Source organism: Mangrovicoccus ximenensis, assembly GCF_003056725.1.
GTDB lineage: Bacteria > Pseudomonadota > Alphaproteobacteria > Rhodobacterales > Rhodobacteraceae > Mangrovicoccus > Mangrovicoccus ximenensis.
On sequence record NZ_QBKZ01000004.1, the window covers coordinates 237,094 to 257,029 of the forward strand.

General features: G+C 68.5%; 16 protein-coding genes and 6 pseudogenes. 12 read left to right on the top strand and 10 right to left on the bottom strand.

The genetic code is table 11. The features are described from left to right. Positions 1 to 27: 27 nt before the first annotated feature. Both C7T91_RS10260 and C7T91_RS10265 read right to left on the bottom strand, forming a co-directional pair. Positions 28 to 480 (bottom strand): hypothetical protein, encoded by a 453-nt coding sequence (locus C7T91_RS10260; protein WP_145962838.1) that lies wholly within the window; start codon positions 478 to 480, stop codon positions 28 to 30. Further along, a pseudogene (locus C7T91_RS10265) lies at positions 477 to 605 on the bottom strand (NADH-ubiquinone oxidoreductase-F iron-sulfur binding region domain-containing protein); the annotation flags it as partial. The pseudogene C7T91_RS10265 and the gene C7T91_RS10260, both read right to left, overlap by 4 nt. 1 nt (position 606) lies before the next feature. Here C7T91_RS10265 and nuoF point away from each other — a divergent pair. The 5 genes and pseudogenes from nuoF to C7T91_RS10290 form a co-directional block, all read left to right on the top strand. Further along, positions 607 to 1,637, top strand: a pseudogene (nuoF, locus tag C7T91_RS10270) (NADH-quinone oxidoreductase subunit NuoF); the annotation flags it as partial. 665 nt (positions 1,638 to 2,302) lie between these two features. Continuing rightward, on the top strand, positions 2,303 to 3,037 hold the full coding sequence (locus tag C7T91_RS10275; protein ID WP_236638152.1) for an SDR family NAD(P)-dependent oxidoreductase: 735 nt from the start codon (positions 2,303 to 2,305) through the stop codon (positions 3,035 to 3,037). Positions 3,038 to 3,168: 131 nt separating this feature from the next. Next, the gene (locus tag C7T91_RS10280; RefSeq protein WP_201742058.1) at positions 3,169 to 3,951 is read left to right on the top strand and encodes a histidinol dehydrogenase; all 783 of its coding nucleotides are present in this window, start codon (positions 3,169 to 3,171) and stop codon (positions 3,949 to 3,951) included. Between the two features lie 202 nt (positions 3,952 to 4,153). After that, positions 4,154 to 4,657 carry a type III secretion system chaperone family protein gene (locus C7T91_RS10285; RefSeq protein ID WP_108259145.1) on the top strand — a complete coding sequence of 168 codons (504 nt, stop codon included), beginning with the start codon at positions 4,154 to 4,156 and terminating at the stop codon, positions 4,655 to 4,657. A gap of 123 nt (positions 4,658 to 4,780) precedes the next feature. Continuing rightward, a pseudogene (locus tag C7T91_RS10290) lies at positions 4,781 to 5,449 on the top strand (pyrroline-5-carboxylate reductase); the annotation flags it as partial. Between the two features lie 429 nt (positions 5,450 to 5,878). On the opposite strand, the pseudogene C7T91_RS40375 reads toward C7T91_RS10290, so the two are convergent. Then, positions 5,879 to 5,999: pseudogene (locus C7T91_RS40375) on the bottom strand (transposase); the annotation flags it as partial. Positions 6,000 to 6,249: 250 nt separating this feature from the next. Between C7T91_RS40375 and C7T91_RS10300 the strand changes: the two are divergent. After that, complete coding sequence (locus C7T91_RS10300) at positions 6,250 to 7,491, top strand: transposase (RefSeq protein ID WP_201742059.1); 1,242 nt, start codon at positions 6,250 to 6,252, stop codon at positions 7,489 to 7,491. An 842-nt stretch (positions 7,492 to 8,333) separates the two neighbouring features. On the opposite strand, the gene C7T91_RS31545 is transcribed toward C7T91_RS10300, so the two are convergent. Together C7T91_RS31545 and C7T91_RS10310 are read right to left on the bottom strand one after the other, a co-directional pair. Next, entirely contained in the window at positions 8,334 to 8,579 is a 246-nt protein-coding gene (locus C7T91_RS31545; protein WP_145962840.1) for a hypothetical protein, read from the bottom strand. Positions 8,580 to 9,662: 1,083 nt separating this feature from the next. Next, complete coding sequence (locus C7T91_RS10310) at positions 9,663 to 10,706, bottom strand: helix-turn-helix domain-containing protein (protein ID WP_161555841.1); 1,044 nt, start codon at positions 10,704 to 10,706, stop codon at positions 9,663 to 9,665. Between the two features lie 497 nt (positions 10,707 to 11,203). Here C7T91_RS10310 and C7T91_RS10320 point away from each other — a divergent pair, with 497 nt between their 5' ends. The 4 genes and pseudogenes from C7T91_RS10320 to C7T91_RS39350 form a co-directional block, all read left to right on the top strand. Further along, positions 11,204 to 12,454, top strand: a complete 1,251-nt coding sequence (locus C7T91_RS10320; RefSeq protein WP_145962841.1) for a hypothetical protein — start codon at positions 11,204 to 11,206, stop codon at positions 12,452 to 12,454. A gap of 10 nt (positions 12,455 to 12,464) precedes the next feature. Continuing rightward, entirely contained in the window at positions 12,465 to 12,725 is a 261-nt protein-coding gene (locus C7T91_RS10325) for a hypothetical protein (protein ID WP_108259152.1), read from the top strand. After that, on the top strand, positions 12,722 to 13,510 hold the full coding sequence (locus C7T91_RS10330) for an exodeoxyribonuclease III (protein WP_108259153.1): 789 nt from the start codon (positions 12,722 to 12,724) through the stop codon (positions 13,508 to 13,510). The genes C7T91_RS10325 and C7T91_RS10330 overlap by 4 nt, the downstream gene beginning before the upstream one ends. 173 nt (positions 13,511 to 13,683) lie before the next feature. Continuing rightward, a pseudogene (locus C7T91_RS39350) lies at positions 13,684 to 13,905 on the top strand (thioredoxin family protein); the annotation flags it as partial. Between the two features lie 210 nt (positions 13,906 to 14,115). On the opposite strand, the pseudogene C7T91_RS10340 reads toward C7T91_RS39350, so the two are convergent. Both C7T91_RS10340 and gatC read right to left on the bottom strand, forming a co-directional pair. After that, positions 14,116 to 14,634 (bottom strand): annotated as a pseudogene (locus tag C7T91_RS10340) (amidase family protein); the annotation flags it as partial. Further along, entirely contained in the window at positions 14,634 to 14,921 is a 288-nt protein-coding gene (gene gatC / locus C7T91_RS10345) for an Asp-tRNA(Asn)/Glu-tRNA(Gln) amidotransferase subunit GatC (protein WP_108259154.1), read from the bottom strand. The gene gatC and the pseudogene C7T91_RS10340, both read right to left, overlap by 1 nt. A 186-nt stretch (positions 14,922 to 15,107) precedes the next feature. Between gatC and C7T91_RS10350 the strand changes: the two genes are divergently transcribed. Together C7T91_RS10350 and C7T91_RS10360 are read left to right on the top strand one after the other, a co-directional pair. After that, complete coding sequence (locus C7T91_RS10350) at positions 15,108 to 15,398, top strand: hypothetical protein (protein ID WP_108259155.1); 291 nt, start codon at positions 15,108 to 15,110, stop codon at positions 15,396 to 15,398. A 264-nt stretch (positions 15,399 to 15,662) separates the two neighbouring features. Further along, positions 15,663 to 16,832, top strand: coding sequence for a peptidoglycan glycosyltransferase FtsW (locus C7T91_RS10360; RefSeq protein WP_108259157.1), 1,170 nt, complete (start codon positions 15,663 to 15,665; stop codon positions 16,830 to 16,832). Positions 16,833 to 18,295: 1,463 nt separating this feature from the next. Here C7T91_RS10360 and C7T91_RS10370 read toward each other — a convergent pair. The 3 genes from C7T91_RS10370 to C7T91_RS10380 form a co-directional block, all read right to left on the bottom strand. Further along, positions 18,296 to 18,895: a hypothetical protein gene (locus C7T91_RS10370; protein WP_108259159.1), complete on the bottom strand. Its 600-nt coding sequence runs from the start codon at positions 18,893 to 18,895 to the stop codon at positions 18,296 to 18,298. A 65-nt stretch (positions 18,896 to 18,960) separates the two neighbouring features. Continuing rightward, entirely contained in the window at positions 18,961 to 19,095 is a 135-nt protein-coding gene (locus C7T91_RS10375) for an aa3-type cytochrome c oxidase subunit IV (RefSeq protein ID WP_108259160.1), read from the bottom strand. Positions 19,096 to 19,181: 86 nt separating this feature from the next. Beyond that, positions 19,182 to 19,712: an MBL fold metallo-hydrolase gene (locus C7T91_RS10380; protein WP_108259161.1), complete on the bottom strand. Its 531-nt coding sequence runs from the start codon at positions 19,710 to 19,712 to the stop codon at positions 19,182 to 19,184. Positions 19,713 to 19,936 lie beyond the last annotated feature (224 nt).

A 19,936-nucleotide genomic window follows, 5' to 3' on the forward strand; every position in this document is an offset into this window, starting at 1 on the left:
CCAGCCGGAAGATATGGCGGGATGCCGTCAAGATGTGCTGCCTTCACGTACCAGCAGGGCACCGGTCAGCGTGCCCGCGTCGATTTCACGTTCCGCGATCGGACAGCCGATCGGCGGGTCCTTCAGGTCGACCGGATCGACGCCGTTCCTTTCGGCGAAGTCGTCGATCGCCTGCTGCAGCGCCTCGGTCTCGATATCGCCGCCCTTGCGCTTGAACTCGGTCAGCTTCGATTCCGCCAGGCGGCCGAACGTGTCGTCGATCTCGATGCCGGGGCACTGGGTGGCGAAGAGCACGCCGACCAGCAGCTGGCCCACCGACTCGCCCGGCGGCATCTCCAGCGCGGCATCATAGGCGCGCTGCTTGGCGGGCGGCAGCGAGGCATAGAGCGCCTCGGTGCGCGACTGCGACAGCTCGTGCGAACAGGCCGACAGGGCAAGAGCGGCAGCGAGGACGGGGGCGGCGACGCGCATCAGGCTCATTCCGCGGCCACCGCGCTGAGCTTGCCGGATTTCTGCGCCTTGATGCGGTCCTCGATCTCGTCGCGGAAATTCCGGATCAAGCCCTGGATCGGCCAGGCGGCTGCATCGCCGAGCGCGCAGATCGTGTCGGGTTTCCCCACGGGTCTGAAATGGTCCTTCATGCCGAAGGAAAGCGACGGGCGGCCGCATTACCTGGTGGTGAACGCGGACGAATCCGAGCCCGGCACCTGCAAGGACCGCGAGATCATGCGGCACGACCCGCATACCCTGATCGAGGGCTGCCTGCTGGCGAGCTTCGCCATGGGCGCGCACGCGGCCTATATCTACATCCGCGGCGAATACATCCGCGAGCGCGAGGCGCTGCAGGCGGCGATCGACGAATGCTACGATGACGGGCTGCTGGGCCGGAATGCCTGCGGATCGGGATGGGATTTCGACCTCTACCTGAACCACGGCGCGGGCGCCTATATCTGCGGCGAGGAAACCGCCCTGCTCGAAAGCCTCGAGGGCAAGAAGGGCATGCCGCGGATGAAGCCGCCGTTCCCGGCCGGCGCCGGGCTCTATGGCTGCCCGACCACGGTGAACAATGTCGAATCGATCGCGGTGGCGCCGACCATCCTGCGCCGCGGCGCGGACTGGTTCGCGGGCTTCGGCCGTCCGAACAACGCGGGCACAAAGCTTTTCGCGATCTCGGGCCACGTCAACCGGCCCTGCGTCGTCGAGGAGGAGATGTCGATCTCCTTCGAGGAACTGATCGATAAGCATTGCGGCGGCATCCGCGGCGGCTGGGGCAACCTCAAGGCAGTGATCCCCGGCGGCGCCTCGGTGCCTTGCGTNGCGCGGCGAGAACATGCGCNGACGCGGTGATGGATTACGACTATCTGCGGGGCGAGCTCGGCTCGGGCCTCGGCACTGCCGCGGTGATGGTGATGGACCAGTCGGTCGACATGGTGAAGGCGATCTGGCGGCTCTCGGCCTTCTACAAGCATGAAAGCTGCGGCCAGTGCACGCCCTGCCGCGAGGGCACCGGCTGGATGATGCGGGTGATGGAACGCCTGGTGAAGGGCGAAGCCGAAGTTGAGGAGATCGACATGCTGTTCTCGGTGACCAAGCAGGTCGAGGGCCCTGCGCGAACTGGTGCTGGAGCACCATCCGCTGGCCGAAGACTGACGCACCGGGCCGGGCCGGATCCTTCTTCGAATTCAAGAATTTGCACACCGATTTTCATGTGCAACCACCGGAGTTCCGCCAGACATCTCCGGCCTGTTTGGGCTCGTCTGGTCCCGGTCCGCGGCCCCGGCGGGCGCCGGCGCGGGAGCAGGCCAAGCTGGCCGCTTCTGCGGCACGTCTGCCGTCATGGGACCGTCCGCCACCGCGGCGTCCGCAGGGCTGCGCCCCTGCCTCCTGCGGCTTTCCCCGGCGTGACGGAACCGGACACCGGCGACCGCAGCATCGCCGCGCCTGCTTGCGGGCAGGCACCGCCATTGCCGACCGCCCCCCGCGCGGCGGCGATCCCCGGACCATTGGCATGGCCTCAGCCAGCCTGTCCGTGACAGCGCCATCCGCCGCCTGGCCGGAAATTTGGGAGTCGATGCTGAACAACGAGTCCAAGCGGCGGCCCCGGCCCGCTCCGGGGCCTGGCACCCAGTCATGAACACCATGATGGCGGCCATGAGCCGACCCAAACGCGCCGGAGGCGGGCGGGGACCTTTCGGATGTCGTGGCCGCAGCCGCAGGGCAACGGCGAAGATCGCGTCGCCCTCGGTCCCCTTCAGCGGGCAGCGCTCCAGCTGTCCGCCGTTCGGCCCGCTGACTTGGACCGGTGGCGTTCGGCCCCGAGCTCATGGCCGTCAAGGGTCCCGGAAAGCGCCGCGCGCCGACGGCGAAGCCCTCGTCCTGCGCCGTCGCTAGGCTGACCTCGCAGCGCACGCGCGGCTTCCCCGTCGGCACCGCCGCCCGCATCGAAGCGGAGGGCCGCGGCGCCGAGTGCATTGCCTGCGACCAGAGCGACGTGCCGGGCATTGCCGCCGCGCTGGCCGGGGTCGCGCCGGTCGACATCCTCGTGAACAACGCCGGCACCGAAGAGGTCTGCCCCTCCACCGAGGTGACCGAACAGCTCTGGGACCGGATCGTCGACACCAATTTGAAGGGCGCCTTCTTCCTCACCCAGGCGATGGCGAAGCCGATGCTGGCGCGCGGCCGCGGCACGGTCGTCAATCTCGCGTCGCTGACCTCCTTCGTCGGCGTGCCGACCGCGGCCCCCTATGGCTCGTCGAAAAGCGGCATTGCCGGGATGACGCGGGCGCTGGCCACCGAATGGGCCGGGCAGGGGGTGCGGGTGAACGCGATCGCGCCGGGCTATTTCCGCACCGACCTGACCGAGGTGTTCTACAGCGATGCGGATTGGTGCGCGGCGATGGAGGCCAAGATCCCGATGGGCCGCTTCGGCCGGCTCGAGGATCTGGAGGCCGCGGTCCTGTTCCTGGCGTCGGATGCCTCCAGCTATGTCACCGGGCAGATCCTGGGCATCGACGGCGGCTATCTGGCGTCGATTTGAGCAGCGGGCGGAGCGGACCCGGCTAGCGGCTGCGGTTCTGTCGTAAAGTATATACAATTCATGGCCGCAGCGGCTAGCCCGGCGGCAGCAGACATTCCTCCCGGCCGGGCCGGGACGCCAAGAGGTGGACCATGACCGACGTGACCTTCAAGGTGCTTGCCGAGCTTTCCGCAGGCGAGCGCGCCGCGCTGTTCCGGCGCTCCGAGACCGATCTGAGCTTCTTTCTCGACAAGGCGGGGCCGATCATCGAGGCGGTCAAGGCCGAGGGCGATGCCGCACTGGTCCGCTTCGGCGTGGAATTCGACAAGGCCGAGGGACTGACCGCGGGCGGGCTGAAGGCGACCGAGGCCGAGTTCGACGCGGCCTTCGATGAGGTCGATCCGGAGGTGATCGAGGCGATCCGCGCGGGCATCGCCAATATCCGCAGCTTCCACGAGGAGCAGGCGCCAGAGCCGATGTGGCTGAAGGAGGTCCGTCCCGGCGCCTTCGCCGGCGACCGCTTCCTGCCGATCCGCTCGGTCGCGCTCTATGTGCCGCGCGGCAAGGGCGCGTTTCCCTCTGTGGTGATGATGACGGCGGTGCCGGCCGTGGTGGCGGGCGTGCCGGAGATCGCGATCTTCACGCCGCCCGCGCCGGGCGGCAAGGCCGATGCGGCGACGCTGGTCGCGGGCAGCGCGGGCAAGGAGGCCGCGGCGATTCCCGCGATCTTCTTCTTTTCCGACTCGGATCAGGTCGTGGACCCCGCCGCGGTGCGGCAGGCCGCCGCGGCCTGGGGCGCGCCGGCCGAGCTGGTGCCGCTGGAGATGGGTCCCGGAGACGACCCGTCCGCGCATGTGATCGCCGGCGACATTCTAAGCCCCGGACAGAGCCTGTCCATGGCTGACAGGGTGATTTCCTGGGCACGGGGCCTCTGACGCCCGTTTCCGCGGCAGTTTGCGAACGGGGCCGCAGGCGGCCCCCGCGCCGGGCCCCAAGGTGATCGTCACGGAAATATCGCTTTACAGAATCCGGATCGTGACCCACCATATGTTGTAGTGAGACGGTCAAGAACCGCCGCTATATACAGGCACCCGCCCTCGGGCCCGCCCCGTGGGGCCCAGACCTACGAGGCCGAGCATGTCCCTTTGCGAACACGATCTGCATACCTCCGAAATCGATCCGATCGATATCGTGGAATCTCTCGCGGAGCATCACGCCTGGGAATTCGACCGCATCGCCGAAGACCAGATCGCCATGGCCGTGGAGGGCCAGTGGCGCACCTATGCCCTGACCCTCGCCTGGTGCAACGGCGACGAGACGCTGCGCCTGATCTGCTCTTTCGATCTCGACCTGCCCGAGGACAAGCGCGCCGCGCTGTTCGAGGCGCTCAATGCCGCGAACGACAAGTGCTGGTCCGGCAACTTCACCTATTGGGAGGAGCAGAAGCTGCTGGTCTACCGCTACGGCCTGATCCTGTCGGGGGAGGTGATCGCCACGCCGGACCAGATCGCGACGATGATCGAAGCGGCGGTCTGCGCCTGCGAACGCTTCTATCCGGCCTTCCAGCTGGCGGTCTGGGGCGACACCCCGGTCCATGAGGCGATGCATGTCGCCATTGCCGAGGCCTATGGCCGCGCCTGAGCGGGCTGCGGCATCCTGCTCCGGTTTCCGTGCGCCACGCGCGGGAGCCGGGCGGCGAAAGGGGATGCAACATCCCGCCGAAAGGTTTTAGGGTCGGCCCTGCAAACGCAGGGAGACGCGTAGATGTCTATGGAAAACGTGCGGCAGCGGGGCATTGTCCTGCTCGGCTGCGGCAAGATGGGATCGGCAATGCTGGCGGGATGGCTCGATGGCGGGCTGCCCGCGGGATCGGTCTGGGTGATGGACCCGAAGCCCTCGGACTGGCTTGCCGGGCTTGACGGGCTGCACCTGAACGAGGCCCTGCCGGAGAACCCGGCGCTGGTGCTCGTTGCGGTCAAGCCGCAGATGATCGGCGAGGCGCTGCCCGCGATCACCGCGCTCGGCGGCGGCGGCACGGTCTTCCTGTCGATCGCGGCCGGCACCACGATCGCGACCTTCGAGAAGCTGCTGGGCGAGGCGACGCCGGTGATCCGCGCGATGCCGAACACGCCCGCCGCGGTGGGCCGCGGCATCACCGCGCTGATCGGCAATGCCCGCGTGGACGAGGCGCAGTTGGCAGAGGCCGAGGCGCTGCTCTCGGCGATCGGCCAGACCGTGCGGCTCGGGGACGAATCCCAGATGGATGCGGTCACCGCCGTGTCGGGCTCGGGCCCGGCCTATGTGTTCCACCTGATCGAGACCCTCGCCAAGGCCGGCGAAGCGCAGGGCCTGCCGGCCGAGCTGGCGATGCGGCTGGCCAAGGCGACCGTCGGCGGGGCAGGGGAGCTGGGGGGCCCGCAACGGGATGCGCCACCCAGTCGAAAATCCGCTTCCGAATGCGGACGGGTCTTGCCCGGCACCTGCTTCCAAGGGCCAGGTCAATNTTGCAACAACCGCCGCCCCCTGCTGGTCCCAACCATGTCCGGTAATCGGACATTATCGGGTATAATCAAATATGCCCACCGAGGAGCCCTGCAATCGCCACGGAAACGTTTTCCCATCGTCCAGCAATGCCATGGCCGGATGTGCAAATGAAGCACCCTCGCAGGTCTGAAGAGAAAGGCTCCCAATGGGTTACTCGCGAGGCCTAGGACAATTGCGTCAGTCCGGGAGGTGTAATTTCCGGGATGGCCCGTGGGCATGGCCAGGCGACTTTCGTGCACCTGTTGGGAATGCGCCCGATCTCCTCGCTGCCGAACTGCGCGAAGGCCCCGGCCATCCCGTAGCGGCAGGTGCTGTAGCACTCGTCCTTCTGCCCGAAGAGGACGGAGCCTAGCAGGCGAATTATGGAGTCCTCGTTGGGAAAGATGCCCAAGACATCGGTGCGGCCCTCCACCTGCTTGTTGGGAGGCTCGATGGGGTTGTTAACCGGCATGATGATCCCGGTGCCGATGTTCGGCCGGGCCTCCGAGGATCCGGTGTATGCTCCGAGCATCCGGGACAGAGGCACCGGGAGCACGAAAGTGCGGGCAGGTCGATACATTGGATGAGCTTTGAGCTCGAGTTGGCAGCGGACCGCCTCCGAGACTCGCCCGGTTGCGCCGAGAGCGCGGATCCGCAGTTGCCGTGTCTCCCGCCGCTCCCGCCTGTTGTCATTGGCAAGGGAGGCGCGCATGCGACGCGTGATCGGCATCAACATCCGCCGGACCTTCCGAGAGGCGGTGATCTGGGAAAACGGCCTGATCCGGCATGAAGGTCGGGCCGACATGACGCGGACGGCGCTCAAGGGCTTCGCCCCGCAGCTCCTCGAGACAGACGAGGCGGTGATCGAAGGTGACGCGGACCAGCGGGGCGTCCAGTGGACGGCCCGCCCGCGGAACGGGAACTGCATGGCGGTGTCGCGGGTGCTTTCGCCCCACGTCGCGCGGTTGGCGATCGCCAACCCGCTTCAGGGTTGCCATCGCTGCGCCATCGGTCCGATCGCCCATGTCCACGGGAAGACCGACAAGGTGGATGCGGCCACGCTGGCCAGCCTGCACGCCGCCGGATGCCTGCCGGAAATTTGGACGCCGGATGCGGCGCCGGAGCGGCTGCGCGGGCTCGTTGCCCGCCGCTGCCAGGTCGTGCGGCACCTCACCAGGATCAGGAACGAGGTCCATGCCATCCTGCATGCGCATCTGATCCCGAAATGCCCGCATGCCGATCTGTTCAACCGCCGCGGCCGGGACTGGCTGGCCCGGCAGCCCGTTCCCGACGACGAGAAGGCAGCGATCGCACGCCATGTGCGCGAGCTGGACCGTCTCGGCGGGGAGCTTGCAGCACTGGACCGCGACATCGCGCAGGATGCCCCGGAGGATGAGGCCATACGGCGGCGGCTGACCATCACCGGGGTGAACCTGGCGGTGGCGGCCGGGCTGATGGCCGTAATCGGCAGCATCGGCCGGTTCAGTTCGCCCCGGAAGCTGGCGAGCTACTCCGGCCTGAATCCCCGGCTCCGCCAGTCCGGTCTCGGGGCGGCGCCTCACGGCCGCCGCGAAGGCTCCGGCCTTCTTCATCCGCATCCGGGCGCGGCGAGGCCACCAGATCGCCGCTGTGGCGGTCGCACGCAAACTCGCCGCACTGTGCTGGCACATGGTGACGAATGGCCAAGGCTACCGCCGGGCCCGCCCGAGCCTGGTGGCGCAAAAGGGCCGCGCCATGGAACTGGCTTCCGGGCAGCCGCAGAAGACGGGCAGCAGGCGCGCAGCCGGCGACGCCTGCAACATCAAGGAAATGCGCCGCCAGGAAATGGAAATCGCCGAGAAGGCGCAGGAGAGCTACGGGCCCTTCGTTGCTGCCAGGCGCGCCAGGCCACCCTCGGAAACCGGGCGTGCGGCCGCCCCGGATCGGCAGGGACTGAAGGGGCAGCCCGGTGACGCTTCCGGCCGACGCGCCACGCTTCGCCACGAGGTCGACCGGACGCGCAAAGAATGGCAGCTCTGCGCCGGGAACTCTTGTCGATCTCATCCGTGCTGTGCAGCTTGGTCCGGTGCTGGGCCGGAAAGGTCATGCAGGCCAGCACGTCCTCCTCCGCATTCGCCACCGGGCTCGAACCGATGGCGCCGCGATAGCTCATTCCATGAGGGCCGCGGGCTTGGGAAGTTTCGGGCGCAGCCCGTCAGCGACTTCGCGCCAGGTCGCTCCGGCATGGGTTGTGTCCGGCTGGCGGACATCCTGCCGGAACTCGCCATTGGTCCGCGGACAATGGCAAGTGCGGCAACGACAGTGTGCTGGCCCCGGGTCACATGGGCCAGGGCTTCGCGCATCCAGTGAAGTGAGGAAGTGGGTGTCATCGGTCCGAGAACGCGGCCGAACGCAGCGCTTCCGGCCGGCTGCGGAGACGCGGGAAATGGCGGCCTTGAGGCCCGCATGGGCATCGCCGACGACCCGCCTGCCCCACCCAGCCCACGCGTTCCCAGAGCCCGCAGGAACTTGGCCCGGAAGGTCCCGGCCTCGGAGACCCAGCCCCGGGCTGATGACCTCCCGCCGCCCACGTGCCATCGGGCTCGGGTCGCAGCTGGCGCAATGGCAGGCTATTGGCGGTGACGGCATTCATCGCTGCAACCGGCATGATCCGTCCACCCTGACGGACCTTCGGGCAGATGGTCTCGCGCCGGGCATTCGGCCCTTCGCCAGTCAGCGGGCGGTTCAGGAACTCGGGCACCTTGCCGCCCTGCGGTCACTGCTGCGTTCATCCGACCAGCGCCGTTCAGGCCGTTCACATCATTCTCGCAATGATCAGCTGCAGCACGGCGTCGGCGAAGCTGCGCAGAAAATCTCCCCGATCTTGTTTGGCCGGAAGCTCGGACAGGTCCATGTTGGTCTTGGTCATCGGGGGCCTTTGCGGTCCGTGGTTCACGTGGCCGAACTCCACCTCGATCCATCCATCTCGATGGCCACCCGGGGTTGCACCGACGACGGCGCCCCGACCCGAAACCAGGTGCTGTACGGGCTGGAACGCCAACGGTTTCTTCCTCGGTTCGCTCGGTGGCGCGCTGTCAGCCGCGGATGGACTCAGGTGCCGTGAGGGGGATGCGCCGCGGGCAAGGCGGTGCAGACCGTTTGGAGGAAGCACCCGCGGCGCATGCTCCCGAAGCCGCATCCAGAAGCCATATCGGGACCCGTCACGCCCCTGCCCTTCTCGGAACCCTTGGAAAATTGCCCGCCCGTTCGGGTGCTTCGACCAGGACCCGATGCAAGGCGCGCTTTGCCGAAACGACTTGTAGCCGACATGGCTGTGCCATCGCGGGACGCTGACCGAAGACTGGCCTCCAGTCAAATCTCCCGAGCGGGACTGCAGTCGCTGCGCATGGCATCAGTGCGGCCGGAAGCCGATCGCAACAAATATGGCAACAAGGGCGGCGCCTTTGGCTTTCTGCCCAGGATGATCCCCGATCGGCGGAACAAACCGGGTCTTCCCAGAAGCGGTCTCTTCCCCTGCCCCGATATCGTTCCCTTGCACTTGTCCGCCCCTCCGCTGGAAGCCGTCTGAACCAAGGCGAGCCCGGACGAACGCTTCGGCTGCCGGAGGCTGGCCGGGCAATTCTGGTTTGGCCGCGGGCAACGTCCTCCTGCAACATCGGTCGGAAAACGAACGGCCAACCCCCGCTCGCAACCGTCCCGTGGGGCTCTTATCTGTTGATATTGGCGCGTCATCCTCACGGCCAGGTGGCCTCGGAGGTTCCGCCAAGGTTTCCTTGCACTCCGTGGGAGGCACGGAAGACAAGAGGGGCGTGCATAGCGGCGATGGTGAGGGCCGGGCAGGGCGCAGGCTCCGGTTCATCTCTCCTGGCTGCGGGGGCCGTTGCGGTGTGCAAACTGTACTGCACCGTCACAAGCAGCCCGGAGCTTGTGCCCTGGCCGTTTTCCGGAGAGCGGATCTGAACTGCGGGTGAGGGCTGCCCTTGGGGCGATGAGCTCGACGGAAGATTGAACCTTGCGAATGGAGCCGGTGCCATGGGGCTTTGCACATGGCTCGGACCTATAGCTGGATTATGACCGCGGTCATGAAACGCGCCGCGATGGTTTTCGGGTGTTATGACCGCGGTCATAATGCGGGTACCCGTCGGCGGAGGCGTCCGGCAGCCACGGGCTCTCCGGCCTCGATACGGGAAATCATTGAGAGAAGATACGCCCCGGGGTCCCGCAGCTTATCGAGACGGTCAAGGATATATTCTAATGCAGGAAGCAGCTCTGCGAGAGACAACCGGTTGAGAACCTCGGTTCGCCTGCCGGTCCGGAGTCCAAGAAAACCAAGAAAATCGAAAAGGCATCTGGCCAAGGTTTGGGGATCTCCGGGCGGGTCGGGGAAATAGGCCGAGACCTTGGGACAGTCGTTCAGGAGATCGGGTATCCGGACCTTTGGATCAGGAGATTGTTTGTTTTCTTTTTCTGGGGACTCTGTGCAGCGGACAGATTGTCCGGCATCGGCGGCCGGAATGTCCGGCAAGGCTGCGGGTGCGGGTGTCTCGGGGGCGCAGGACAGCTCGGTCTCGGCGGCCAGAAGACGGCGTTCGGCAGCAGTCAGGGCGGCGGTATCGGCAGAAGCGCGTCGGCAGAGCCGCCCCAGTTCGTCGAGAAGTGCGGCGAGGCTGTCGGGCAGGCGGTCTCCCATGCTGCGGCGCAGGTGGCTCAGTCGGGCGCTGAGGCGGCTGCGCTGCGCATTGCGGCGGGCGGCGTCCTCGGCGAGGCGGGCACGGAGTTCCTCGAGTTCCGGGACCCTCAGGAACAGCGGGCGCAGGTCGATCCCGTAGGCGTCGACGATTTGCCCGCGGCCATCGCGGACCGGGTAGCGGCGGCCATTCCCGGACAGCTTGCGGGCCACCAGCCCGGCCTCGGACAGCCGGGTTTCGCCGCGGCGGAAGCGGCGCTCGTCCATGCAGTTTGCGCGGCCGAGAATGCCGCCGATTTCGGCATAGGACATGCACAGGCCGGAGGCGCGCACCGGGCCTTTCGGCAGCAGGCTCAGATGCGCGGCCAGGACGGCGATCTCGCGTTCGCCGATTCCGAGCGCCCGGGACGTGTCCTTGACGAGCTGCAGAACCTCCCACCGGTCGAGAACGAAATCGCCGGGACGGGGGGCGGGGGACAAGGGATCCCTGTCCCCGGACGGCTCAGCCGCCGGGAATTGCTGTCTCATGCCTCATTCAGACGGCAAAATTTCCCCGTTCACCGAAAAACGGTGTTGCCAGAGATTCGGATTTTCGGGTACCAAGAGATTGCTACATACATCTTGGAGACCCTTCGGAGCCTCGGCTTTGAGGGGTTTTCTTTTGCCTGTCGTCTGCTCCTTTTCTTCGTTTCGCTTGGGTCCCGGCGCTCTGATGGCGCCGCTGCTCGGGACCGGTTCGTGCTCCTTTCGGAGCGTCAGTCGTCCCCGGTCTCTCCGGGAACGCTTTCGTAATACTGGTGCAGGAGGCCCGGCAGGCAGGCCTCGACGAACTCCAGGAAGGCGGGGGGCACGCCCTCGCCGGTGCGGATCACCAGCTTGTCGGCGTTGCGCTGCGTGACCAGCGGGCGGCCGTCAGCGGCCGGGGCCTTGGCAGGCTTCGGCGCGGCGGGCTTGGCCGGGGCAGGGCCGGCCGGGCGATGCGGCTGACCGGCAGCGGGCGGCGGCTCTATCTGGCGGCGGCCGATGCCGACGAGGCGGCGCCCGACCGCGGGCTGGTGGCGGTGATCGACATCGCGGAATCCGATTGCGGCGCCCATTTCTGGGATCCGCTCGAGGCCTGCGCGGGCTGCGAGGAGGACGAGGACCATGCCGTCCTGCTGGCGCATCTGCCGCATTACGTGGCCGCCGACGCGCCGCGGATGATGGATGCCGACCAGGCGGGCGAGGCCGATGCCGCGATCGACAACCGCAGTTACCGCACCATGGTGCCCTCGGCGGCGACGCTGCGCGAGGTGGTCGAATGCATCCTGGCGCAGGGCGTGGCCGAGGGACCTCCGGGACCGCGCGGCAATCCCGGCGCCGACGGGGACGAGGGGCCGCAGGGCGATCCCGGCGAGGACGGGCTCTCGATCGACGAGGTCGAGATCGAGATGCTGGAGCCGGGCTCGGATCCCGAAGGGCAGACCGTGCCGAACGAGGACGGCGACGCGCTGGTCCTGCAGCTGCGCCTTCCCGAGGCCGAACGCGGCGCGGACGGCTTGGGGATCGACGGCGCGACGATCGAATACCTGCCGAACTTGGAGGAGCCGCAGGTCGAGATCGTCCAGCAGGGCAGCCAGCGCATCCTCGACATCGACCTGCCGACGCCGCAATCCGCGCCCTCCGAGCCGGTGCCGGTCAATCCGGTCACCGCGCTGAGCTGGCGCCATGGCGAGGTGCATCCGGCCGGCACGTCGTTCTTCGGGCAGGTCTTCGAGCAGGGCATCGCGCTCGGCTTCGAGCGGCCGGTGCGCTGGGACCAGTTCCGGGTGCGCGGCGACCGGTTTCCGCGCTCGATGCTGGCCGAATTGCAGCGGGAGGTCCGCAGCCGCGACGGCAGCGGCACCGCCGTCTGGGCGCGGCTGACCTACATGGCGATCGGGCCGATCGAGTTCGAGGACAGCATGGTCTCGGACGAGGGGCTGCTGTCCGACTGGACCCCGCTGCCGCCGGATGCCGGGAGCTGCCGCGGCTTTTCCATGGTGGCGGTGCCCGACGACTCGGTCGAGGTCGCCTTCATTCCGGGCGAGATGCTGCGGCTCGTCTTCCACGCCGATTTCGTGATCGACGAGTCCGGCCGGCCGGTGGACGGTTCCTTCCTCGGCGGGCGGCTGCCCACCGGCCGCGGCGCGCCGGGGGACACCTTCCGCAGCTGGTTCATCGTGCCGGGCGACCGGGACAACGTGTGAGGAGGCGGCCATGGCCGACAGCGACGAAGGCCCGCTGGCGCGGGCGGAGAACGGGGTCACCGGCCCGCTCTATTTCGACCGGCAGGTGGTCCGGGCCGAGGATCTGACCCTTGGCCGCACCGCTGCCGCCGCCGAGATGGCGCGGATCCGGCGCCGGCGCGGCGCCGCGGGCCCGCCCTGCATCCCCCCGGAGAGGGGCGGCAGGCCGGCGGCTTTCCTCCGGGCCGCCGGGGCGCTAGGGAAGGGGGCAACACGGAGTGAGCCCCCATGAGCATCAAGATCGCCACCTGGAACATCAACTCGGTCCGGCTCCGGCAGGGCCTGGTCCAGCGGCTGCTGTCGGAACATGCCCCCGACGTGCTGTGCCTGCAGGAATGCAAGTGCCCGGAGGACAAGTTCCCCTACGAGGCCTTCGCCGAGATGGGCTGGAGCCATGCCGCGGTGCGCGGCGAGAAGGGCTATAACGGCGTCGCCATCCTGTCGCGCCTGCCGCTGGAGCCGGTGCCGCACCGCGACGTGCTCGACCGCGGCGATACCCGCCACGTGGCGGCGAAGCTGCCGAACGGCGTTACCGTCCACAATTTCTACATCCCGGCGGGCGGCGACGTGCCGGACCGCGAGGTGAACGAGAAATTCGGCCACAAGCTCGACTTCCTGTCGGACCTGACCGGCTGGTTCGCGGCGCACAAGCCGGAGAAGTCCATCCTGGTCGGCGACCTCAACATCGCGCCGCGCGAGGACGATGTCTGGAGCCACAAGCAGCTCCTGAAGATCGTCAGCCACACGCCGGTGGAGACCACGATGCTGGCCGATCTGATGGCGGCGGGCGACTGGGTCGACGTGACGCGCCAGGACATCCCCGAGGGCAAGCTCTATTCCTGGTGGTCCTACCGGGCGCGCGATTGGTCGGCGGCGGACAAGGGCCGCAGGCTCGACCATGTCTGGGCGACGGCGGACCTCGCGCCCTCGATGGGCGGCAGCGAGATCCTGCGCGAGGTGCGCGGCTGGGAGCAGCCCTCGGACCACGCGCCGGTGCTCGCGCGCATCGACCTCTGAGCAGGCAACGGAAAATCCGCGCGAACCGGCCCTTGGACTCGCGCGGCATTCTGCGCATATAGTTTCCGACAACGCGAAGCTGGGGACCACCAATGCTTGAATTCGGCACGAAATCCGACGCGCCTGCCGCTGCTGCGGGCGATCTCATCAAGGACGTTTCCGAGGCGACCTTCATGGCCGACGTGGTCGAGGCCAGCCAGGAAGTCCCGGTCATCGTCGATTTCTGGGCGCCCTGGTGCGGCCCGTGCAAGACCCTGGGCCCGATGCTGGAGGCCGAGGTCACCGCGGCCGGCGGCAAGGTCAAGATGGTCAAGGTCAATGTCGACGAGAACCAGATGATCGCCGGGCAGCTGCGCGTGCAGTCGATCCCGACCGTCTATGCCTTCTACCAGGGCCAGCCGGTCGACGGCTTCCAGGGCGCGGTGCCGGGCTCCGAGATCAAGGCCTTCGTCAAGCGGCTCTGCGACCTGACCGGCGATGGCGGGCTGGGCGAGGCGGTTGCCGCCGCCGAGGAGATGCTGGCCGAGGGCGCTGCGGCCGATGCCGCGCAGACCTTCGCCGCCGTTCTGGCCGAGGATGCGGGCAATGCGCCGGCCTATGGCGGGCGCCGCGAGGCAGAGATCGGCCGCGACGGCCGCCGCCGAACCGCCCGAGGAGCCGCCCGGGGTCAGCGCCTTGCCGCCCGCGCCCTGCCAGGGGTTCACCGCGTTGCCGTAGACCGAAGTCTCGTTCGAGCTGCCCATGGCGAATTCGTCCATGTTCAGCTTGCCCAGCATGACCGAGCCCGCGTCGAAGAGCTTCGAGGTCACGGTGGATTCGTATTCCGGGGAGAAGCCCTCGAGAATCCGCGACGCCGCCTGCGAGGCCACGCCCTTGGTGCAGAACAGGTCCTTGATGCCGAGCGGAATGCCGCACATGTCCGGCGCATCCCCGGCCTTGATCCGGGCATCCGCCGCCGCCGCCTGGGCACGGGCGATCTCGGGCGTGTCGTGGACAAAGGCGTTCAGCGCGCCCGCGCCCTCGATCGCCGCGAGGCAGGCCTCGGTCAGCTCGGCCGAGGTCGTCTCGCCCTTGCGCAGCGCGTCGCGCGCGCCCGCAATCGTCAGTTTCGTCAGCTCGCCCATCACTCGACCACCTTCGGCACTGCAAAGAACCCTTCGCGCGCATCCGGCGCATTCGACAGGATCTTGTCCTGCATGTTGCCGTCCGTCACGCCGTCCTGGCGGCGCTTCAGGCGCATCGGCGTCACCGACACCATCGGCTCGACCCCGGTCACGTCGACTTCGCCGAGCTGCTCGATGAAGCCCAGGATATTGTTGAACTCCGCCGCAAGATGCGGGAGCTGGTCGGGCTCCACCTTGATGCGGGCGAGCTTGGCCACCTTGGCCGCGGTGCCTTCGTCGATCGACATGCATACTCCATCTGGCTGGTCGGGGATGGCTTTAGCCTCCTGCCCCCGCCGCTGCAAGGCCGGGAACCCGCGGCGTTCAGCATGAAACCGGCCGGAATTCGGCCGGATGCGCGCCCCGTGCCATCCTGCCCGCGGTTCCAGTGCTCCCTTTGCCGTGCCCCTGCCATTTCCGGACGGAGCCTTTCCATGACCCATGCCGAATTTTCCGAAGCCGCCATGCTGATCTCCTTCTCGGCCAGCTGGCACTGGTCCATCGCCCGCATGCGGCGCACCCGCATGGCCGCAGGCAAGAGCGCAGCCTTCGTTTCGCTGATCTGCGGCGGCCATGTCTTCGGCATTGCCGCGAAATGGATCGCCTGGCAGTCGAGCGGCCTCTGGTCGCCGCTGATCCTGCTCTATGCACGGAACCTCTGCGTGACGCTCTTCGACCTGGTGCTGGTGCCGCATTACCGGCGATTCGACGGCCTCCCGGCCTGAGCGGGCCGCCCCAGCACGCCGCGCCGCGCCGCCGGCTTCCCCGCGGCATGGCGGCGGAGGACCTCGATCATCCAGCCCAGCATCGCCGCATTGAGGAGGTGCCACAGGAAATGCGTGCCGCCCCGCGGAGCGCGGCGGCCGAACGGCGCGCATGCGCTGCCGCAGGCCGCCCTGCGGCGGTCATGAAGCTGGAAAAGAACCGGCCCATGCGCTAGGATCGGCGCCAGACCCGGAGAAACGGGCAGAGCAGACAGGCAGGCAGCCATGACAGAGATGGTGTACGGCGCAGCTCCGGCGGTGCGCGGCGATCCGATGATTCCCCGCTGGTGGCGCACAGTCGACCGCTGGTCGCTGATCAGCATCATCATCCTGATGGGCATCGGCCTGCTGCTCGGGCTCGCCGCCTCGCCGCCCCTGGCCGAGCGCAACGGGCTGGAGCCCTTCTGGTACGTCAAGAAGCAGATGATGTTCGGCGCCATGGGGCTGGTCGCGATGATCGCCGCCTCCGTCATGCCGCTGGCCACGATCCGCCGCTTCGGCGTGATCGGCTTCGCCCTCTGCCTCGCGGCGCTGCTGCTGCTGCCGGTCTTCGGCACCAATTTCGGCAAGGGCGCCATCCGCTGGTACAGCTTGGGCTTCGGCTCGGTGCAGCCCTCGGAATTCATGAAGCCCTGCTTCATCATCCTCACCGCCTGGCTGATGGCCGCCGCCCACCAGATCGACGGGCCGCCCGGGCGCTTCATGAGCTTCTGCGCGGCGGTCTTCATCGTCGGCATCCTCGCGCTTCAGCCGGATTTCGGCCAGGCCTCGCTGATCGTCTTCTCCTGGGGCGTCATGTATTTCGTGGCCGGCGCGCCCTGGTGGATCCTCTTCGCGGTGGCCGGTCTGGTGGTTGCGGGCGGCGTCGCCGCCTATAACCTGTCGAGCCACTTCGCCGGGCGGATCGACGGCTTCCTCGCCACGACAGTCGATCCGACCAGCCAGATCGGCTATGCCTCGAACGCGATCCGCGAAGGCGGCGTCTTCGGCGTCGGCCTCGGCGGCGGCGAGGTGAAATCGACGCTGCCCGACGCCCATACCGACTTCATCATCGCGGTCGCGGCCGAGGAATACGGGCTGGTCCTCGTCCTCGTGATCATCGCGCTCTATGCCACCGTCGTGATGCGCTCGCTGGGGCGGCTCCTGAACGAGCGCGATCCCTTCGTGCGGATCGCGGGCACCGGGCTGGCCTGCGTGCTGGGGATGCAGGCGGCGATCAACATGGGCGTCGCGGTGCGGCTCCTGCCGACCAAGGGGATGACGCTGCCCTTCGTGTCCTATGGCGGCTCTTCGGTGATCGCCGCCGGGCTGACCGTCGGGGCGCTGCTGGCGCTGACCCGGCGGCGGCCGCAGGGGCGCATGGCCGATCTGCTGGCACGGGCCGACCGGTCGTGACGCGCGCCGCCGCCGCGCCAGATAGACCCCGATCCGCTTGCACACGTCTCCGGGCGCGAAGAGGCCCAGCGGCACGAGCCGCCGCGCCGCGCCGGATTTCAGGCCGCGCGCAGGCGTGCAATGGACATGGATGCTGAGGGCCTCGAGCAGGTCCGCCACGGTCAGGCCGAGGACCTCGTCCACGCGCATGCCGGAGTACCCGGCAATGGCCACGGCAACCGCCAGGGCCTCGGCCGCAAGCTGCCCGATCCCCTCCATGCGCCCGATTTCGGCAATGACGGCAGGCAGATGCACCATGGGTGGCAGGGCGGTGCGGACATAGCGCCCGGACCCGTCCTCCCCGCCGCACAGGTCGGCGATCCCGGCCGCGGGCCAGCCGAGGATGCGCTCGGCATGCCGCGCAAACTGCGCCAGTCGGCCGGTCGGGTACTGCAGTTCCGCGGCGCCGGACAGTCTCAGCACCTGCTCGTAGCGCAGCGCCAGCACGGCGGGGTCGCCGCCGACCGGGTCATCAGAGCCGATGACCAGCAGGAGGCGGCGGCCGACCGTGCCGTGATAGGTCCGGACCGTGCCCGGCTTCCGCGACCGCCGCAGAAGGTGGAGGTACCAGCTGGCCAGGGCATCCAGCACCGGCCAGTCCGCGCCATGCCTCTGCCGGAGGCCCCGCAGCGCTTTCTCCATGGCTGCCCTTCCTCCGGACGTCCCGCCGCCGGGCTGCAGGACCGCATCCACATCCTCCAGGAGCGCCGACAGATCCGCGGAGGGTGCCGGATTTCCGCGGCCCGCACCGGTCTTGCGCGGCGTCCCGCCGGAAGACGGGGGCAGCCGAGCGGGACCGCAGGGCGGCGATGCCCCGCGGCACACGGCGTCCCAAGACCCGGCATTGAGCGACATGGCCGCAAGCTCGCCCGATGTGACCGCCGAGATCGCGGCCGGAACCCGGACCTTCGACACGGCCTCCAGCGCCGAAACTGCGGCTCCGCCCAGCCGTTTCAGGTTCGGCGCCTGCTCCAGGCCGAGCGCCGCGGCAATGGCCCGCGCGACCCCCGCAGGTGTCGGGGCAGGCACTGCCGCGGGCACGCCGCTCTGCTCCCACAGCCAGATCAGCCGCAGGCTGGCCACGTCGGGATACCAGCGCAGCAATTCGCCGCCATCGTCGAGATTCGCCGGACGGTTTGCTCCGTTTTCCCGGATGACTAGCTCGACGAAGGGCAGATCGTGAAACCGCTCCGCACAGACGATCTCCGGACCGCCCGACGCAAGCGCTTCCGCAAGGGCGGCGAGCGCTTCGGGACGGCAGAGCCCGCCGCGCAGGAAGGCCGAGGCGAGGATCCGTCCGGCCAGCCCGTCTGAGCCGAGGCGGCGGGCCGCAGGCGCGCCAAGCAGGGGACCTGGACGCGCTCGGTGCTGTGGTCGGTCGCGGCGGGGCTCGCCGCGCTCTATGCCGGGCTGGCGCTGCTCGGCTAGTCCGAGCCCGGCCCGTTGACCACCCGGGTGCCCTGGCCGACATAGCTGTAGCCGCCGCTGCCCTGGACGCCGCCGACCCCGCCGAGATCGCTGCGGTCGTCGGGGCTGTCATCGTAGAAGCTGCGCGTCTCGACGCCGGGATACTGGGCGAAGGCCTCGCTGGCGACATCCGGGAAAAAGGTGCGCGGGAAATTCTCGAAGCCCGGCAGCGGCGTCAGCACGTCGGTCGTGCGGATCGTGCAGAAGGACGCGACGACCGGCCCGACCGCCTCGGCGCGGCGCAGCGCCTCGGCCGCGGTCTCCATCGAGACCATCAGCTTCTGCTGGCGGACATAGTAGGTTTCGCGCGCATGGTAGTCGATGAACCAGGCTTCCATCGGCGTGGTGAAGCCGTAATGCACGTCGTCGATCCGCGGCGCCTGCGGATGGTGCCAGGTGCCCGCCGGGTTGAACACCACGCGCTCGGGGCCGTCGATCACAAGCGAGGTATGCGCGCCCTTGCCGGTCTGGATGCGGACATTGGTGTAGAGCGTCAGCGAGGGCGGATTGCCGCTGCGGTAGCGGAACCGCTCGACCCGTTCGGGCGGATCGCGCACCGGCTCGGCACAGGCCGCGACGAGGGACGAGGCAAGCCCCGCCCCAAAGGCGCGGCGGCTGAGCCTCAGGCCCCGACCAGCGCCAGGAACACCAGGAAGACGAAGATCCCGATCACCGCGCGGGTGGTGAATTTCACGAAGCCCTCGAAGGTCTTCTCGTGATCCGCGATGTCCATCGTGCCGTGCTTGAAATCCGCCATCAGTCTCCTCCTCCTCTGGCCTCACCGAATTGGTAAGGCAGAATCCGGAAGAAGTCACGCGGCCGGATGGCTGCTTCGTCATTTCGTCAGTCCCGCATTTTCCAGGCGATGGCGCCGTCGCCCCGCAATTCGCCGGAAATCTCCCCGGCTGCGTTCAGATAGTTCACATGTGCGATGGCTTCCACAAGGGCAAGCCCGTAATCCGCAGCCGAGATCTGGCGGCGGTAGAGCACCGGGAAGCACTCTGCCGCGGAACGCGGCACCGCAAGATGCGCGCGCAGCCTGTCAAGCGCCCTGCGATGGCTGGAGACCATCGCCTGCAGCCGCTGCGGAAGCCCGGTGAAGGGCTTCTGGTGGCCCGGCAGGACCAGCTGGTCCGGCGACGCATGCGTCCCGAGCCGCGCGCAGCTTTCCAGCCAGTCGCCCAGCGGATCGGCCCCGGGCTCGGTGGCGTAGACCCCGACATTGGGCGAGATCGAGGGCAGCACCTGGTCGCCCGCGATCACCAGAGGCTCGTCCTCGCACCAGAGCGTCGCTTGGTCCGGCGCGTGGCCGCTGCCCAGCCGCACCGTCCAGCGCCGCCCGCCAAGCGCAGAATTTTCTCGAACATGCGGCATCCTCCGATCCGTCCCGCCCCAAGACTAGCCGCCGGAGCCCCGCCCCCCAAGCCGGCATTTCCGGCCCCGTTGCCGCGCCTGCCGGATCCGCAGGCAGCCCGTCGGCGGAACCCCGCCCAGAGCGCCGCGCGGGAAACCGGGAGGGGCGCGCATCTGCCCCTTTCGCCTTGGCCCGCCGCTCCGTATAACGCCGCGAAGTCCGCGCGTTCCGACTCAGCGGACCT

Bases quoted from the DNA above. Each gene is read 5' to 3' on its own strand.
- C7T91_RS10285 (WP_108259145.1), top strand. From the start codon at position 4,154: ATGTCCCTTTGCGAACACGATCTGCATACCTCCGAAATCGATCCGATC.
- gatC (WP_108259154.1), bottom strand. From the start codon at position 14,921: ATGTCGATCGACGAAGGCACCGCGGCCAAGGTGGCCAAGCTCGCCCGC.
- C7T91_RS10280 (WP_201742058.1), top strand. From the start codon at position 3,169: ATGACCGACGTGACCTTCAAGGTGCTTGCCGAGCTTTCCGCAGGCGAG.
- C7T91_RS10380 (WP_108259161.1), bottom strand. From the start codon at position 19,712: ATGCCGCATGTTCGAGAAAATTCTGCGCTTGGCGGGCGGCGCTGGACG.
- C7T91_RS10350 (WP_108259155.1), top strand. From the start codon at position 15,108: ATGACCCATGCCGAATTTTCCGAAGCCGCCATGCTGATCTCCTTCTCG.
- C7T91_RS10300 (WP_201742059.1), top strand. From the start codon at position 6,250: ATGCGACGCGTGATCGGCATCAACATCCGCCGGACCTTCCGAGAGGCG.
- C7T91_RS10325 (WP_108259152.1), top strand. From the start codon at position 12,465: ATGGCCGACAGCGACGAAGGCCCGCTGGCGCGGGCGGAGAACGGGGTC.
- C7T91_RS10330 (WP_108259153.1), top strand. From the start codon at position 12,722: ATGAGCATCAAGATCGCCACCTGGAACATCAACTCGGTCCGGCTCCGG.
- C7T91_RS10260 (WP_145962838.1), bottom strand. From the start codon at position 480: ATGAGCCTGATGCGCGTCGCCGCCCCCGTCCTCGCTGCCGCTCTTGCC.
- C7T91_RS10320 (WP_145962841.1), top strand. From the start codon at position 11,204: ATGCGGCTGACCGGCAGCGGGCGGCGGCTCTATCTGGCGGCGGCCGAT.
- C7T91_RS10375 (WP_108259160.1), bottom strand. From the start codon at position 19,095: ATGGCGGATTTCAAGCACGGCACGATGGACATCGCGGATCACGAGAAG.
- C7T91_RS10360 (WP_108259157.1), top strand. From the start codon at position 15,663: ATGACAGAGATGGTGTACGGCGCAGCTCCGGCGGTGCGCGGCGATCCG.